Here is a 16018-nt window from a genome sequence, read left to right as displayed (position 1 = left end):
GTTGTGGGGAGACGCCGATTGTTCTGGTGGTGCCACCACCAGGCACTGCTGGGTTGGCTACGGGGGGAGTGCGTACGTGCCGGACGTGATCACGAGGACCGGGACCGCGGGCCGGGACCGGCGCCGCAGTGAGCTGCGGGAGTTCCTGATGAGCCGCCGGGCGCGGGTGTCCCCGGCCGAGGTCGGTCTGCCGGACGGCGGGGCGCGGCGCCGCACGCCGGGGCTGCGCCGCGAGGAGGTGGCCGTGCTCGCCGGGGTGGGCGCGTCCTGGTACCAGTGGCTGGAGCAGGGCCGCGACATCTCCGTCTCGCCCCAGGTGCTGGACTCGGTGGGCCGGGTGCTGCGGCTCAGCAACGCCGAGCGCCGCCACCTGTACGTGCTGGCCGGACTGAACCCGCCCGCCGCCGAGGTGGAGCCGGCCAAGCGGGACATGTGCGAGGGGCTGCGGCGGCTGATCGACGCGTGGATGCCGTATCCGGCGCACATCATGGACCGGTACTACAACTGCGTGCTGTACAACGACGCGGCGGCGATGGTGCTGGGCATGCGGCCGGAGACGACGTGGAACTGCATCCTCGACTTCTTCACCGACCCCCTCTACCGCTCGCGCGCCCGCAACTGGGAGCACAACGCGCGCACCGTCGTCGCCCAGTTCCGCGCCACCTGCGCGGCCAACCCGGACGACGAGGGCTTCCAGCAGGTGCTGGCGGACCTGAAGGACGCCAGTGCCGAGTTCGCCGCGCTGTGGGAGGAGCGGGGCATCGAGGACGCCGGGCAGATCCGCAAGGAGCTGGACCACCCGCTGGTCGGCCTGCTCAGCCTGGAGTCGACGGCCCTCCAGGTCCCGGCCCGCCCCGATCTGACCATCGTGCTGCACACGCCGCTGGACGAGGCGAACACGGCGGCGAAGCTGGAGTGGCTGGCCTCGCCGGAGGGGCGGCGCGGGGCGATGTACCCGGTGGCGGGGTGAAAGCGGACCGGTGGCGGGGGGAAAGCGGACCGGTGGCGGGGGAAGAGAGCGGGCCGGTGGCGGGGTGAGAGCGGGCCGGTGCCCGGGCGGGGGCGGACCGGTGCCGGGGCGCGCAGGCCGGCGCCCGGCGGGGCTCCGTATGCTCACCCCATGACCACCGAGACTCCCGGCCTCGACCCCGAGGACCGCAAGATCGTCACCCTGGCCCGCTCCGCCCGCGCCCGCAACGGCGTTCCCGAGGGCGCCGCCGTACGCGACGAGACCGGCCGCACCTACGTCGCCGGCACGGTCGCCCTGGACTCCCTCCGTCTCAGCGCCCTGCGCACGGCGGTGGCGATGGCGGTGGCGTCCGGTGCGAAGTCCCTGGAGGCCGCGGCCGTGGTGACGGAGGCGGAGTCGGCGTCGGAGGAGGACCGGGCGGCGGTACGGGACCTGGGCGGGGCTCAGACGCCGGTGCTGGTGGCTTCGCCGGACGGGTCGGTGCGGGAGACGGTCAGCGCGGGCTGAAGCTCGCGGGCCCGGCGGACGACCGTGGTACGGCGGGGCTTCGGGGATCAGGGACAATGGGCGCCATGAGCGTTCGTACCCAGTCATCCGAAGAACCGGCCGAGGCTGTTCACCGGGCCGGCTTCGCCTGCTTCGTGGGCCGCCCCAACGCGGGCAAGTCCACCCTCACGAACGCTCTGGTCGGGCAGAAGGTGGCGATCACGTCCAACCGCCCGCAGACCACGCGGCACACCGTGCGGGGCATCGTGCACCGCGAGGACGCGCAGCTGATCCTGGTGGACACCCCGGGGCTGCACAAGCCGCGCACGCTGCTCGGCGAGCGCCTCAACGACGTGGTGCGCACCACGTGGGCCGAGGTGGACGTCATCGGCTTCTGCCTGCCGGCGAACGAGAAGCTGGGCCCCGGTGACCGCTTCATCGCGAAGGAGCTGGCGGGGATCAAGAAGACCCCGAAGGTCGCGATCGTCACCAAGACCGACCTGGTGGACTCCAAGACCCTGGCCGAGCAACTGATCGCGATCGACCAGCTGGGCAAGGAGCTGGGGATCACCTGGGCGGAGATCGTCCCGGTGTCCGCCACGGCCAACCAGCAGGTGGGCCTGCTCGCCGACCTCCTCACCCCGCTGCTGCCCGAGGGCCCCGCGCTCTACCCGGAGGGCGACCTGACCGACGAGCCGGAGCAGGTCATGGTCGCGGAGCTGATCCGCGAGGCCGCGCTGGAGGGCGTACGGGACGAGCTGCCGCACTCCATCGCGGTGGTCGTCGAGGAGATGCTCCCGCGCGAGGACCGCCCCGCCGACAAGCCGCTCCTCGACATCCACGCCAACGTCTACATCGAGCGCCCCAGCCAGAAGGGCATCATCATCGGCCCCAAGGGCAAGCGCCTGAAGGACGTCGGCATCAAGTCCCGCAAGCAGATCGAGGCGCTACTGGGCACGCCGGTCTTCCTGGACCTGCACGTGAAGGTCGCGAAGGACTGGCAGCGCGACCCGAAGCAGCTGCGGCGGCTCGGGTTCTGACGCTCGCGGACAGCCGTGGCGGTCAGGGTGTCGGGGGGCGGAAGCCGATGGTCGGGACCGCGCGGCGCAGGGGCCAGGAGCCGGGCGGGACGTCGGGGACCAGGCCGGCCAGGAAGGCGTAGCGGCTGAGGGCCGCCGGGTCCTGGTCCTGGAGCGACCGGACCTTGCGCCACCAGGTGGCGATCTCGCACCAGCCGGGGGCCGACAGGGAGCCGCCGAATTCCTGGACCGAGAGGGCCGCAGTCAGGCCGGCGAAGGCCAGGCGGTCGGCCAGCGGCCAGCCGGCCAGGGTGCCGGTGACGAAACCGGCCACGAAGACGTCCCCCGCGCCGGTCGGGTCCAGGGCCTCCACCTCGATCGCCGGGACCTCGGCGCTCTCCCCCGTGCGCCGGTCCACCGCATAGGCGCCGTCCGCGCCGAGGGTGACCACCGCGAGCGGCACGTGCTCGGTCAGGGCGTGTGCGGCGGCGCGCGGGCAGGTGGCGCCGGTGTAGCGCATGGCCTCCTCCGCGTTCGGCAGGAACGCCTCGCAGTGCGCGAGGTCGGGCAGCGCGGCCAGGTCCCACGCGCCGGTGTCGTCCCAGCCGACGTCGGCGAAGACACGGGTGCCGCGGGCGGCGGCCTGGGCGATCCAGGGGGCGCGGACGCCGGGCGTGAGGGAGGCGACGGCGGCACGGGCGCGGGGCGGGCAGTCGGGGGACGGTTCCTCCGGCGGCGGCTCGTGCCCGTGGGAGACCATCGTGCGCTCCCCCTCGTACGCCATCGAGACCGTCACCGGCGAGTGCCAGCCGGGCACGGTGCGGGACGGGGAAAGGTCGATGCCCTCGCCCTGGGCGAGCGCGTCCCAGCAGTAGTCGCCGTAGTGGTCGTCGCCGAAGGCGGCGGCCAGCGAGGTGCGCAGGCCGAGGCGGGCCAGCGCGGTCGCCATGTTGGCGATGCCGCCCGGGCTCGACCCCATCCCGCGGGCCCAGGACTCGGTGCCGCGCACCGGGGCGGAGTCGAGTCCGGTGAAGACGACGTCGAGGAAGACGGTGCCCGTCAGGTACACGTCCCAGGGCGGATCCTGCGGGGCGCGCAGGGCGGCGAGCGGATCGACCTCGGGCCGCCGGTGCGCTCCCTCACCCTGGGCGTGGCGGTGTGTCGTCCGCTCGTCGGCCGGCACTACGGGCATGGCGGGCACGTCGGACGCCGTCGGCGCGGACGCGGCGGGCACGGACGCGACGGACGCGGACACGGTGGACGCGGACGCGGTGGACGGCTCGGTGGACACTGTGGACACGGTGGAGGCTGTCACGGTGCGCTCCCTGGCATGGTGCGGATCAGGCCAGTGTGCACCACCCCACCGACAACCGGGCGCAGGAAGCGGGACCGCCCGTCACCAACGCGGCACGGACGGGGTGACCCACGCGGGGTCGGCGACCCGCATCGCGGCCGCGTCGTCGCGGTCGCGGAGCGTGCCGTCGTCGTCGAGCCAGCGGCGGTGGAGGAACGCCAGCCGGTCGCGGTCGAGTTCCACGCCGAGGCCGGGGGCGTCGGAGACGGTGACGCGGCCGCCGTCGAAGGTGAGGCGTTCGGTCAGCACGTCCTCGGACTGCCAGGGGTAGTGGGAGTCGCAGGCGTGGTGGAGGTTCGGGACGGTGGCCGCCACGTGGGTCATGGCGGCGAGACTGATGCCGAGGTGGGTGTTGGAGTGCATGGAGACACCGACGCCGAAGGTGCGGCAGACGGCGGCGAGTTGCCGGGTGTTGTGCAGCCCGCCCCAGTAGTGGTGGTCGGAGAGCACGACCTGGACGGCGCCCTTGGCGAACGCCTCCGGTATCTCCGCGAACGTCGTCACGCACATGTTGGTCGCGAGCGGCACCCCGGTCCGCGCGGCGACCTCGGCCATCGCCGGGGTGCCGAGCGCGGGGTCCTCCAGGTACTCCAGGACGTCCCCGAGTTCCCCGGCGACCTTCAGCGAGGTCTCCACGGACCAGGCGCCGTTGGGGTCCAGGCGCAGCGGGTGTCCGGGGAAGGCGGCGGCGAGGGCCCTGACGGCGGCGATCTCCTCCTCGGGCGGGAAGACGCCGCCCTTGAGCTTGAAGGAGGTGAAGCCGTACCGCTCGGTGAAGGCGCGGGCCTGCTCGACGACGCCGGCCGGGTCGAGGGCGGCGCCCCAGTCGTCCTTCTCGGCCGCCACGCCCTCGGGGTGGCCGCCCCACTTGTAGAAGAGGTACGCGCTGTACTCGACGGCGTCGCGGACCTTGCCGCCGAGCAGCGTGTGCACGGGCAGGCCGAGCGCCTTGCCGAGGGCGTCGAAGCAGGCGACCTCGAAGCCGGAGAGGACGGACAGGCGCAGCTTGTCGGCGGTCTGGACACCGCGCAGCCCGCCGACGTCGACCTGTCCGGAGACCCGGGAGGAGTCGACGGCGACCTCGTCGGCGAGGGCGAACAGACCGTTCAGGTCGCTGACCCGGCGTCCCACCAGCCGGTCGGCCAACGGGCGGGCGAGTTCCAGGTACTTGGTGTCGCCGTAGGTCTCGCCGACGCCCCGGGTCCCGTCGGCGGTCTCGACCTCGACGATCAGCCGGGGGGTGTACGGCTGGTGCACGCCCTGGGTGTTGAGCAGCGGCGGGTCCGCGACGAGGATCGGCGTGAGGTGAACGGCCGTGATGGTGAGGTCGGCGGTCACAGGGGCACCTTTCCTTCGTCCATGTATGCGAATGAAGGCTAGGTAAGTGAATGCGCGGCGTCAATGAGTCGACCGCGCGCAACAGGAATCCGCGGGCCGGTCGCGGCCGGGACCGGCCCGGTCCGCCGACGCAAGCGAGCGCTGCTACCCAGTCCTGAAACCTGCAAACAACTATGTGACCTAGATCACACCGGGTCGCCTGTTTCGCGCCACCCCGCGCTTGATACAAATTGCCCGCGCGCCCCTCTCGGTCGACGGGTCGTCGCCCCCTCCCTTCACACCGTCCCTTTCGCATGCCCCGGGAACGCCCGTGTTCGCCCCCCGCTCCATTCCCTGGCCCCTCGTCGCCCTTTTCACGGCCGGGTACCTGCCTCCGTATCTGCTGCCCACCACCGTCGGCAGACTCGACACCAGCCTTCCGCTGTCCACCACACAGGCGGGCGCCGTCGGCAGCGCGCTGCTGCTGAGTTCGGCGACCGCGGGCTTCCTGCTGGCCTCCCGGGTCCAGCGCCTGGGTGCCCGGACACCGGCCCGTTTCGGGCTCGCACTGGCCGTCCTCGGCTACGGCGCCGCCGCGCTCACCACCGCCGTCCCGGCCGTCGTCGCCGGCGCGGTCGTGGGCGGTTTCGGGTCGGGGACCGCGATGACGGTCGCCGCCGCCCGGATCGCCGCCGAACGGGATCCCCACCGGGCCTCCACGGCGGGCCTGCTGAGCGTGTCCGCGCTGGCCGGTGCGGTGTACCTGACGGTGCCCCACCTCGGCCGGGCGCACGGGCTGCCGCTGGCCGCCATCGCCCTGACCGCGCTGGCGGTGTGGCCGCTGACCGGCCGCCTGCCGGGCGGTACGGCCGGCGCACCGGCCTGCGCACCGGCCGGGCAGGGCGCCGACGGCCTCGACGGCCGCACCGGCCCCGACGACACCACCGTCCCGCTCCCCCACCGCCGTTCGGGACTGGTCCTCGCCGTCACGGTGCTGTGCTGGTCGCTGGCGCAGAACTCCCTGTGGGGCGTCAGCGGCCGGATCGGGCTGACGCAGGCCGGCCTGGGCGACGCCGCTCTCGGGGCCGTCTTCGCCGTCGCGCTGGGTGCGGGCCTGGTGGGCGTGCTCGTGGCCGGCGCGCTCGGGCCGCGGCTCGGGCGGGCGATGCCCGTCGGCGCCGGCACGGTGCTCATCGCGGGCTGCATCGCGGTGAGCGCGTCCGCGACCACTCCGGCGGCCTTCGCGACCGGCGAGATCGCCTGGAACACCGTCTACCCGGTCGTCCTGTCGTACTTGATCGGCCTCGCCGCCTCGCTCGACCCGCGCGGCCGGTGGGCGGTGCTCGTCGGCTCGGCGTCCTCGCTGGGCACGTCGGCCGGTCCGCTGACCGGCAGTGTGCTGTCGGCGCAGGCCGGCTACCCCGTCATGGGCCTGGTGCTCGGCGCCGGGCTACTGCTGCTCGCCGCGCCGATGACCGCCGTCGCCCTGCACACCGGCGGGCGCCCGCTGCTGCCCGGCGCGATCCGCCGCCGCGGTGGCACCCCGGCCGCGCTGGTCGCCGCCGCGACGGGCACGCCGAGCGGTGCGGTGCCGGAGGTCGGCGCCGTGGAGCAGCCGGTCGTGGAGATCGACGTGGAGGCCCCGGCGGTGGCCGTCCAGGGCGCCTACGGCACGGCGGGACCCCGGCAGGCCGCGGCCACACCGGGGTCCGGGACGGGCTGAGCCCTACGGGTCGTGCCGGGCCCACGTCGCTGCGTCGAGCCCGTCCTACACCGTCGGGAACTCGTACGCCTCGACGTCCGCGAGGTACCGCGCCCGCAGCTCCTCGTCGTCCTCCAGGAAGGAGGCGAGGAACGAGTTGCGGGCCAGCTCCCGCAGCCGCTCCCCGGTGAGGCCGAGGGCCTCGCGCACGGCGTCGAAGTTGTCGCCCGCGTAGCCGCCGAAGTACGCCGGGTCGTCGGAGTTCACCGTGCACATGAGACCCGCGTCGAGCATCGCGGGCAGCGGGTGGTCGGCGAGGGTGTCGACCGTGCGCAGCCGCACGTTGGACAGCGGGCACAGGGTGAGCGGGACGCGCTCGCGCACCAGCCGCTCGACCAGCGCCGGGTCCTCCACCGAGCGCAGCCCGTGGTCGATCCGCTCGACGCCGAGGACGTCGAGGGCCTCGACGACGTACTCGGGCGGCCCCTCCTCGCCCGCGTGCGCGACCCGGCGCAGGCCGAGGGCGGCGGCGGCCTCGTACACCTCGCGGAACTTGACCGGCGGATGCCCGACCTCGGCGGAGTCCAGGCCGACACCGGTGATGCGGTCGAGGTACGGCTTGGCGGCGTCCAGCGTCGCCATCGCCGACTCGGCGGACTCGTCGCGCAGGAAGCAGAGGATCAGCCGGGTGGAGACGCCGTGGTTCTCGCGGCTGCTGCCGAGCGCCCGCCACAGCCCCTCCACGACCGTGCCCATCTCCACGCCCCGGGCCAGGTGGGCCTGCGGGTCGAAGAAGATCTCGGCGTGCCGGACGCCCTGGGCCCCGGCGCGGGCGAGGTAGGCGTTGGCGAGATCCTCGAAGTCCCGCTCGGTGCGCAGGACGGCCATCAGTTCGTAGTACAGGTTCAGGAAGGACTGGAGGTCCGCGAAGCGGTACGCCTCGCGCAGCGCGTCCTCGTCCGCGTAGGGCAGGGACACGCCGTTGCGGGCGGCCAGCGCGAAGGCCAGCTCGGGTTCCAGGGTGCCTTCGATGTGGAGGTGCAGTTCAGCTTTGGGCAGGGGCATCAGAGCATCGTACGACCGTTCTACCGGCGTTTCGGAACCGGTACGCGGGTGAGGTCGCGGGCCACGGTCAGCTCGCCCGCGTAGCCGGCCGCGCGTGCCTGCCGTTCGAACTCCTCGGGGTCGGAGTAGCGCTGGCTGAAGTGGGTCAGGACGAGGTGCCGCACGCCCGCGTCCCGGGCGGCCCGGGCGGCCTGTCCGGCGGTGAGGTGGCCGTGGTCGGTGGCGAGGGCCTCGTCCTCGTCGAGGAAGGTGGACTCGATGACGAGCAGGTCGCATCCCTCCGCGAGCGCGTGCACGCCCTCGCACAGCCGGGTGTCCATGACGAACGCGAACCGCTGGCCGCGGCGGACCTCGCTGACCTCGTCGAGCGCGACGCCGTTCAGCGAGCCGTCGCGCTGGATGCGGCCCACGTCGGGGCCCTTGATGCCGTGCGCGGCGAGGCGGTCGGGCAGCATGCGGCGGCCGTCGGGCTCGGTGAGCCGGTACCCGTAGGACTCGACGGGGTGGGACAGCTTGCGGGCGTCCAGGGTGTAGGCGGGGGTGACGGCGAGGGGGCCGTCCGCGGCGACGACGGGGGCCTCGGTGAGGGCGACGGTCTCGCGGTAGGCGGTGGCGTACCGCAGGCGCTCGAAGAACCGCTGCCCGGAGCGCGGGTAGTGGGCGGTGATCTCGTGCGGGACCCGGTCGAGGTTGATGCGCTGGATCACGCCCGCGAGACCGAGGCTGTGGTCGCCGTGGAAGTGCGTGACGCAGATCCGGTTCAGGTCGTGGGCGGCGACCCCGGCGCGCAGCATCTGGCGCTGCGTGCCCTCGCCGGGGTCGAACAGGATGCCCTCGCCGTCCCAGCGGAGCAGGTAGCCGTTGTGGTTGCGGTGCCGGGTCGGGACCTGGCTGGCGGTGCCGAGGACGACGAGTTCGCGTACGGACATCGGGGGTGATCCGGTCTGGTCTGGTCTCGGGTCCGGTTATCCGGGGGGCCATTCGAGGCCGCGGCCGCCGAGCACGTGGGCGTGCGCGTGCCACACGGTCTGCCCGGCGCCGGTGCCGGTGTTGAAGACGGTGCGGTAGCTGTCCAGTTGCTCGGCGTCGGCGACGGCCTGGGTCTCGCGCAGGACGTCGGCGGCGAGCTGCGGGGCGTCGGCGGCGAGCGCGGCGGCGTCCTTGTGGTGGGCCTTGGGGATCACCAGGACATGGGTGGGGGCCTGGGGGTTGATGTCCCGGAACGCGACGGTCGTGTCCGTCTCGCGGACGATCGTCGCGGGAATCTGCCCTGCGACGATCTTGCAGAACAGGCAGTCGTCCTGGGGTTCCCCTGCCATGGGGTGCTCCTCACGCCGGTGATCTTCTGGGGGCATCGTATCCGTCGTGCTCCGCGCGCACGGAGTTCCCGCGGGGTCAGCGGGCGGCGACGCGCTCGGCGGAGCCGGCCTCCGGGTCGGCCTCCGGATCGGCCTCCGGGTCGGCCTCCTCTCCGGCTCCGGCGGGAGCGGCGTCCTTCGGACCGCGCAGGGCGAGGAGGACGAGCAGGGCTCCCATCACCGCCGCGCCGGTCCACATGGCGTGCTGCCAGCCGTCGACGAACGACTGCTGTGCGGCCTGGACGAGGTCCTGGGCGTGGCTGCCGGTCCCGGGGGCGACCTCGACGGCGTTGGCGACGCCTTCGCGGGCGGCGGCCGCGGCGCCCGCGGGGATGCCGTCGAGCCGGTCGTCGACGGCACTGCGGTAGCCGTTGGCCACGAGCGCGCCGAGTATCGCCACGCCCAGGGCCGTGCCCAGCTCGCGGGTGACGTCGTTGAGTGCCGAGGCGACGCCCTGCTCGGCCCGGGGCAGAGCGCTGGTGATGGCCTCGGTGGAGGGCGTCATGGACAGTCCCATGCCGATGCCCATGGCGAGCATGCCGGCCAGGACGGACGGGTAGCCGCCGTCGACCGACACGAACAGGGCCATCAGGACCAGGCCGAGGGCGGCCAGGGCCACGCCGGCGGTCGTGGTCGGGCGGGCGCCGATCCTGGCGGCCGCCTTCGGGGCCAGGCCGGAGGCCGCCATCATCATGACGGCCATGGGCATCATCGCCACGGTGGACAGCAGCCCGGACCAGCCGAGTACGGCCTGGAAGAACGGGAAGAGGACGACGGCGATCCCCGCCTGGACGCCGAAGACGACGAGCAGCGTGAGCGAACCGCCGGCCAGGCCGCGCTCGCGGAAGAGCCGGACGTCCAGCAGTGAGGCGTCGCGGCGGCGCAGCTCCCAGGCCACGAAGGCGACGGCGGCCACCACGCCGACGGCCAGACCGCTCAGGGTGAGGGGGTCGGTCCAGCCGAGCTCGGGTCCCTCTTGCAGGACGAGGATGAGACCGGTCACGGCGACGACGGAGAGCAGTGCGCCGACGGTGTCGAAGGAATGGGCGGAGCGTTCGCGGGAGTCGGGCACCGACTTCAGCGTCATCGCCAGCGCGGCGGCGGCCAGGACCACGGGCAGCGCGAACAGCCAGCGCCAGTCGGCGACGTCGACCAGCAGGGCGGAGAGGAACATGCCCAGGATGCCGCCGCCTCCGGCGACCCCGGTCCATACGCCGATGGCCCTGCCCCGTCGCTCCTCGGGGAAGGTGGAGGTGATGACGGCCAGTGTGATCGGCATGATCATCGCGGCGCTGATCCCGGCGGCCGCGCGGGCGCCGATCATCACCCCGGCCGACGGTGCGAGACCGGACACGACGCCGGCGGCACCGAAGACGACCAGTCCGGTGATCAGCACGGGCCTGCGGCCCAGTCGGTCACCGATCGCGCCGAGCGGCAGCAGCAGCGCGGCCAGGGCGAGGGTGTAGATGTTGATGATCCACAGAACGGTGGTCTGCGAGACGCCCCACTCGACGGCCATGTGGGTCTGGGCGACGTTCAGCCCGGACACCGAGGCGATGACCGCCATCAGGGCGAGCGAGACGGTGATCAGGATCAGACGCAGCTGACGCGCGTCCGGTGTGCCGCCGGTGCCGGCCGACGTGTCCGGCGTCCGGGGAGGCTGGTGGGTGCTCATGGTGTCCTTCCGGCGGGGCATGCCGCACCGGCGCCGGTAGGGGGCCGGTGCGGCAGGGGGTGGTGCGGCATGGGGGTGGTGCGGCAGGGGGGGTACGGCAGGGGGGGTGGTGCGGCAGGGGGTGGTGCGGCAGGGGGTGGTGCGTGAATCTGTTTCGACGCTAAGCCCGCCTTGCGGTGCTGGCATACAATGTTGCCCATGACGCAAGAAGATGGTGAGCTGGACAGCCTCGTGCGCAAACGGATCCGCGCGCTGCGGGTGGCGCAGGGCTGGTCGCTGGAGGAACTGGCCGGCCGGGCCAACCTCAGCCAGTCCTCACTGAGCCGCATCGAGAACGGCCGGCGGCGCCTCGCCCTGGATCAGCTGGTCACCCTCGCCCGCGCCCTGGACACCACGCTGGACCAGCTCGTGGAGAACGCCGCCGACGACGTCGTCGTCAGCCCGATGATCGACGCCACCCACGGCCTGATGCGCTGGCCCGTGAAGGGCGACCCCGGCATGAGCGTGATGCGTCAGCGGATGACCGACCCGCCGCCCGACAATCCCGCCCGCATGCGCGCCCACCCCGGCCGCGAATGGCTCGTCGTACTGTCCGGCACCGCCGTCCTCATGCTCGGTCACCGGCGCTTTCGCGTCGAGACCAACCAGGCCGCGGAGTTCCCCACCATGCTGCCCCACGCCATCGGCGCCGAGGGCGGACCGTGCGAGATCCTGGGGATCTTCGACCGCGACGCCCGCCGCGGCCACCAGAAGGGCGCCGGCGCCGACGGCACCGAAGCCGACTGCGAGGGCACGGGGAGCCCCTTCACCTCGGGGCCCACGGCCGACCGGGGCCCCGGGTCCGGCCGGTGAGTTGCGTGCCGGGCAGCGCAGCACGCGACCTTCTTGCCTTCCACGCAAGCGGCCACGCGTTCCGCGCATGACCTGCCTACGGTGTCGCCATGACCCGAGCGCACCAGCACACCCCCCACCACGCCGAGGCAGTCCACCACCCCGGGCACGGCCACAGCAGCCCCGAGGGGCACGAGCACGATGACACCGGCCAGGCGGAGATCCTCGATCTGGACGCCGAGGTGCTCTCCGAGCACATCGCGTCGATCACCGCCTGGCTGCCGCTCAGGAGCGGGCCCCGCCGGATCGTGGATCTGGGCTGCGGCACCGGCGCGGGCACCTTCGCGCTTCTCGACCGCTTCCCCGACGCGCACGTCACCGCCGTCGACACCTCGGCCGGGCACCTCCAACTGCTGCGCGAGAAGGCGTGCGCCCGCGGCGCCGAGGGGCGCGTACGGACCGTGCAGGCCGACCTCGACAGCGACCACTGGCCCGACCTCGGCAGGCCGGACCTGGTGTGGGCGTCGGCATCGATGCACCACATGTCCGACCCCGGCCGCACCCTCGGACGCGTCCGCGAACTGCTTGCACCCGGGGGCCTGTTCGCCGTCGTCGAGCTCGCGGGCTTCCCCCGTTTCCTGCCCGCCGACGCTCCCGAGGGCCGGCCCGGCCTCGAGGAGCGCGCCCATGCCGCGACGGAAGGCTTCCACGCCGAGCACGTTCCGCACCGCGGCGCCGACTGGGGGCCGATGCTGACGGCCGCCGGTTTCACCGTCGAGGACGAGCGCACCGTCACCGTCGACATCGAGGGCGCGCGCAGCGAGGCGGTCGGCCGCTACGCGCACGGCAGCCTGCGGCGCATCCGCGACGTGGCCGCCCCCGCCCTCGACGCCGAGGACCTCGCCGCGCTCGACGAGCTCCTGGACCCGGACGGCCCGGACAGCCTGCTGCGCCGCGAGGATCTCGCCGTACGCACGGAACGCAGCGTCTGGGCCGCCCGCCGCACCTGACGCCGCGAGCCGGTACGGCTAGGGCAGGCTCGGCGGTGTCTTCGCCGGAGTCTCCTCCAGTGCGGCCAGCGCCAGCGTGATCGCCTCGTCCAGCTGGGGGTCGCGGCCCGCCGCGTGGTCCTGGGGGCGCTGCGGCACCTCGACGTCCGGATCGACGCCGTGGTTCTCCACGCCCCAGCCGTAGCCCTCCAGCCAGAACGCGTACTTCGGCTGCGTGATCAGCGTGCCGTCGACCAGCCGGTAGCGGCTGTCGATGCCGATGACGCCGCCCCAGGTGCGGACGCCGACGACCGGGCCGATGCCGAGTGCCTTGATCGCGGCGTTGACGATGTCGCCGTCCGAGCCGGAGAACTCGTTGGCGACCGCGACGACCGGTCCGCGGGGCGCGTCCTGCGGGTAACTGGTCGGCCGCATGCCGCGCGGCAGGTCCCAGCCGACGATGCGCCGGGCCAGCTTCTCCACGACCAGCTGGGAGGTGTGGCCGCCGCGGTTCTCGCGGACGTCGACGACCAGGCCCTCCCGGGCCACCTCGACGCGCAGGTCACGGTGGATCTGGGCCCAGCCCGGCGCCTGCATGTCCGGGACGTGCAGGTAGCCGAGCCGGCCGCCGGACTTCTCGTGCACGTAGGCGCGGCGGTCGGCGACCCAGGCGTGGTAGCGCAGCGGCTCCTCGTCGGCGAGCGGGACGACGACGGCGTGCCGCACCTCGCCGCCGCCGGACGGGGAGACGGTCAGCTCGACCGGCTTGCCGGCCGTACCGACGAGCAGCGGGCCCGGACCGGTGACGGGGTCCACGGCCTGTCCCGCCACCGCGACGATCGCGTCCCCGGCGCGCACCGCGACCCCGGGTGCGGCGAGCGGGGAGCGGGCGTCGGGGTCGGAGGTCTCGGACGGCAGGACACGGTCGATGCGCCAGGCGCCGTCCTCGTGGCGGGAGAGGTCGGCGCCGAGCAGGCCCTGCCGGGCGCCGGAGCCGTGGCCGCCGCGCGGGGTGACGTAGGCGTGCGAGGTGCCCAGTTCGCCGTGCACCTCCCACAGGAGGTCGACCAGGTCGTCGTGGGTGGCGACGCGGTCCAGGACGGGCCGGTAGCGGTCGAGGACGCCGTCCCAGTCGACGCCGTTCATGTCGGCCCGCCAGTAGTGGTCGCGCATGATGCGGCCGGTCTCGTCGAACATCTGCCGCCACTCGGCGGCCGGTTCGACGGTCTGCCGGACCCGCCCCAGGTCGACGCTGATGTTGGTGTCGCTGTCCTCGTCGCCGGAGGCCCGCCGGTCGCTGGGTACGACCTTGAGCCGCCCGTCGGTCCACAGCAGCACCCGCTTGCCGTCGCCGCTGACCTCGAAGTGGTCGGCGTCGCCGCAGAGGTGCTCGACGCGCTGCTGGGCGAGGTCGTACCGCTCCAGCTCGGTGTTGGGGTCGGGGTCCTCCGGGTTGGCGCGGGAGGCGCCGAGGACGCCGGTGAGCGGGTGGCGCAGCCACAGGACGCCGTCCTTGGCGGCGCGCAGCCGGGAGTAGCGGGCGGCCTCGACCGGGAAGGGCACGATGCGGTCGGCGAGGCCCTCGATGTCGATGCGGGTGGTGGGGGTGCCCTCGCTGTCGGGGGTCTCCTCGCGGTCCGGCGTCTCGAAGGGGCGGCCGTGGCGCTGCGGGCCGAACGGCGAGGGGGTGGTCGCGGCGAGGGTGATCAGGTAGGGGCGGGCGCCCTCGACGAAGGCCAGGTCGAAGACGTGCTCGTCGTAGACCGGGTCGAAGGAGCGGGTGGAGAGGAAGGCGAGGTGCTTGCCGTCCAGGGTGAAGGCGGGCGAGTAGTCCTTGAAGCGCAGCGGGGTCGCCTCGCTCACCGACAGGTCGGTGGTGTTGGCGAGCTTGAGCTGGCGCAGCGGTTCCGGGCCGGGGTGGGACCAGGCGAGCCAGGAGGAGTCGGGCGAGAAGACCAGGCCGGAGGCGTCGCCGTCCTCGCTGCGGTCGACCTCGCGGACCTCGCCGCTCTCCCGCTCGACGAGCAGGACCCGCCCGTCGTGCGAGGCGACGGCGACGCGGCTGCCGTCGGGGGCCACGGCGAGGTGCAGCACCCGGCCGAGCTGCCCGGCGGCCAGGCGCCGTGCGGTGGCGCCGGGGGCGAGCCCGGTGGCGGGCGCGAACTCCAGGGCGTCGTCACCCTCGGCGTCCGTCACCCACACCACCCACTCCTCGCCGTCGGCGCGGAAGGTGCGCGGCAGCCGGGTGCGCACGCCCGGGGTGACCGCGAGGGCGCGGGCGGGTCCGGAGCGGTGGGTGACCCAGTGCACGCCGCCGCGTACGGCGACGGCGCTGCCCCGCCCCGTGTGGTCGGGGGAGGCCGAACCGAACCAGCGGGCGGCGTTGACCGGGTAGGACTGGAGGTCGACGCGGGCGCCGCCGAGCCGGATGTCGAGCCGTCGGGGCTCGGCGCCGTCGAGGTCGTCCAGGGTCCACAGTTCACCGGCGCAGGCGTAGACGACGCGGGTGCCGTCGGTTGCGGCGTGCCGGGCGTAGAAACCGTCGAGGGGCGTGTGCCGGCGCAGGTCGGAGCCGTCGGCGAGGGAGGAGTAGAGGGCACCGGTGCCCTCGTGGTCGGAGAGGAAGGCGATGCGGTCGCCGACCCAGAAGGGGTACTCGATGTTGCCGTCGAGGCCGTCGTGCAGGCGCACGAACTCGCCGTCGTCCTCGCGGTCGATCCACAGCTTGCCGGCCGTGCCGCCCCGGTAGCGCTTCCACCAGGCTGCCTCGCGGCCCATCGGCGCGGACAGCAGCACGGTGTGCGGGCCCTGGGCGACGTCGCCGACGGGTCCGTACGGCAGGGTGGTCGCCGGGCCGCCGTCGAGCGGGACGGCGCGGGCCCAGCTGCGGCGCAGGCTGGCCTGGCCGTAGGTGCTCAGGGCGAGGACGCGGCCGTCGGCGGTCCAGCCGCGTACCTGGGTCCTGATGCTGCCCCAGTGGGTGAGGCGCTTGGCGGGACCGCCTTCGACGGGCGCGACGTGCACCTCGGGGGCGCCGTCGCGGGTGGAGGTCCAGGCGACCGTGGTGCCGTCGGGCGAGACCCGCGGGTGGTTCACCGGTACGTTGTCGGCGCTGACCCGCCAGGCACGGCCGCCGTCGAGCGGGGCGAGCCACACGTCGTCCTCGGCGGTGAAGGCGACCAACTCGCCGTGCGGGTGCGGAAAGCGGAGGTAGGCAGGCGCTGCGGGCTGAGTCACCCCCATACCCTATGC

At 73.8% G+C, this 16018-nt stretch carries 13 protein-coding genes; 6 read left to right on the top strand and 7 right to left on the bottom strand.

Going from position 1 to position 16018, the window contains the following annotated elements; genetic code table 11:
• Positions 1-76: 76 nt before the first annotated feature.
• The 3 genes from Sco07f_RS02385 (at position 77) to era (ending at position 2496) form a co-directional block, all read left to right on the top strand.
• Positions 77-970 carry a helix-turn-helix transcriptional regulator gene (locus Sco07f_RS02385; protein WP_167467995.1) on the top strand — a complete coding sequence of 298 codons (894 nt, stop codon included), beginning with the start codon at positions 77-79 and terminating at the stop codon, positions 968-970.
• 150 nt (positions 971-1120) lie between these two features.
• A complete protein-coding gene (locus tag Sco07f_RS02380; RefSeq protein ID WP_108986781.1) occupies positions 1121-1477 on the top strand; it encodes a cytidine deaminase-like protein in 357 nt (118 codons plus the stop codon).
• Between the two features lie 65 nt (positions 1478-1542).
• Positions 1543-2496, top strand: coding sequence for a GTPase Era (gene era / locus Sco07f_RS02375; protein WP_164139784.1), 954 nt, complete (start codon positions 1543-1545; stop codon positions 2494-2496).
• Positions 2497-2518: 22 nt separating this feature from the next.
• Here the strand turns inward: era and Sco07f_RS02370 are convergent, their stop codons facing one another.
• Together Sco07f_RS02370 and Sco07f_RS02365 are read right to left on the bottom strand one after the other, a co-directional pair.
• Entirely contained in the window at positions 2519-3667 is a 1149-nt protein-coding gene (locus Sco07f_RS02370) for a carbohydrate kinase family protein (RefSeq protein WP_108987075.1), read from the bottom strand.
• 204 nt (positions 3668-3871) lie between these two features.
• On the bottom strand, positions 3872-5167 hold the full coding sequence (locus Sco07f_RS02365; protein WP_108986780.1) for a glucarate dehydratase family protein: 1296 nt from the start codon (positions 5165-5167) through the stop codon (positions 3872-3874).
• Positions 5168-5477: 310 nt separating this feature from the next.
• On the opposite strand from Sco07f_RS02365, the gene Sco07f_RS02360 reads away from it, so the two are divergent.
• Positions 5478-6869 (top strand): MFS transporter, encoded by a 1392-nt coding sequence (locus Sco07f_RS02360; RefSeq protein ID WP_108986779.1) that lies wholly within the window; start codon positions 5478-5480, stop codon positions 6867-6869.
• Between the two features lie 45 nt (positions 6870-6914).
• Here the strand turns inward: Sco07f_RS02360 and Sco07f_RS02355 are convergent, their stop codons facing one another.
• The 4 genes from Sco07f_RS02355 to Sco07f_RS02340 all read right to left on the bottom strand — a co-directional run bounded on the left by Sco07f_RS02355 (position 6915) and on the right by Sco07f_RS02340 (position 10946).
• On the bottom strand, positions 6915-7913 hold the full coding sequence (locus Sco07f_RS02355; protein WP_108986778.1) for an adenosine deaminase: 999 nt from the start codon (positions 7911-7913) through the stop codon (positions 6915-6917).
• Between the two features lie 20 nt (positions 7914-7933).
• Positions 7934-8842, bottom strand: a complete 909-nt coding sequence (locus Sco07f_RS02350) for a ribonuclease Z (RefSeq protein ID WP_108986777.1) — start codon at positions 8840-8842, stop codon at positions 7934-7936.
• A gap of 36 nt (positions 8843-8878) precedes the next feature.
• Entirely contained in the window at positions 8879-9232 is a 354-nt protein-coding gene (locus Sco07f_RS02345) for a histidine triad nucleotide-binding protein (protein ID WP_054100528.1), read from the bottom strand.
• 76 nt (positions 9233-9308) lie between these two features.
• Positions 9309-10946 (bottom strand): MFS transporter, encoded by a 1638-nt coding sequence (locus tag Sco07f_RS02340; RefSeq protein WP_108987074.1) that lies wholly within the window; start codon positions 10944-10946, stop codon positions 9309-9311.
• A 189-nt stretch (positions 10947-11135) separates the two neighbouring features.
• Here Sco07f_RS02340 and Sco07f_RS02335 point away from each other — a divergent pair, with 189 nt between their 5' ends.
• Positions 11136-11798, top strand: a complete 663-nt coding sequence (locus Sco07f_RS02335; protein WP_244941974.1) for an XRE family transcriptional regulator — start codon at positions 11136-11138, stop codon at positions 11796-11798.
• Between the two features lie 89 nt (positions 11799-11887).
• Positions 11888-12787, top strand: a complete 900-nt coding sequence (locus Sco07f_RS02330; protein ID WP_108986775.1) for a class I SAM-dependent methyltransferase — start codon at positions 11888-11890, stop codon at positions 12785-12787.
• Positions 12788-12805: 18 nt separating this feature from the next.
• Here the strand turns inward: Sco07f_RS02330 and Sco07f_RS02325 are convergent, their stop codons facing one another.
• Positions 12806-16009 carry a S41 family peptidase gene (locus Sco07f_RS02325; RefSeq protein WP_108986774.1) on the bottom strand — a complete coding sequence of 1068 codons (3204 nt, stop codon included), beginning with the start codon at positions 16007-16009 and terminating at the stop codon, positions 12806-12808.
• Positions 16010-16018 lie beyond the last annotated feature (9 nt).

This window comes from Streptomyces coelicoflavus (genome assembly GCF_003112555.1).
Lineage (GTDB): Bacteria > Actinomycetota > Actinomycetes > Streptomycetales > Streptomycetaceae > Streptomyces > Streptomyces coelicoflavus.
The sequence above is the reverse complement of the archived record's forward strand: the minus strand, read 5'-3'. Positions and strand labels throughout refer to the sequence as shown.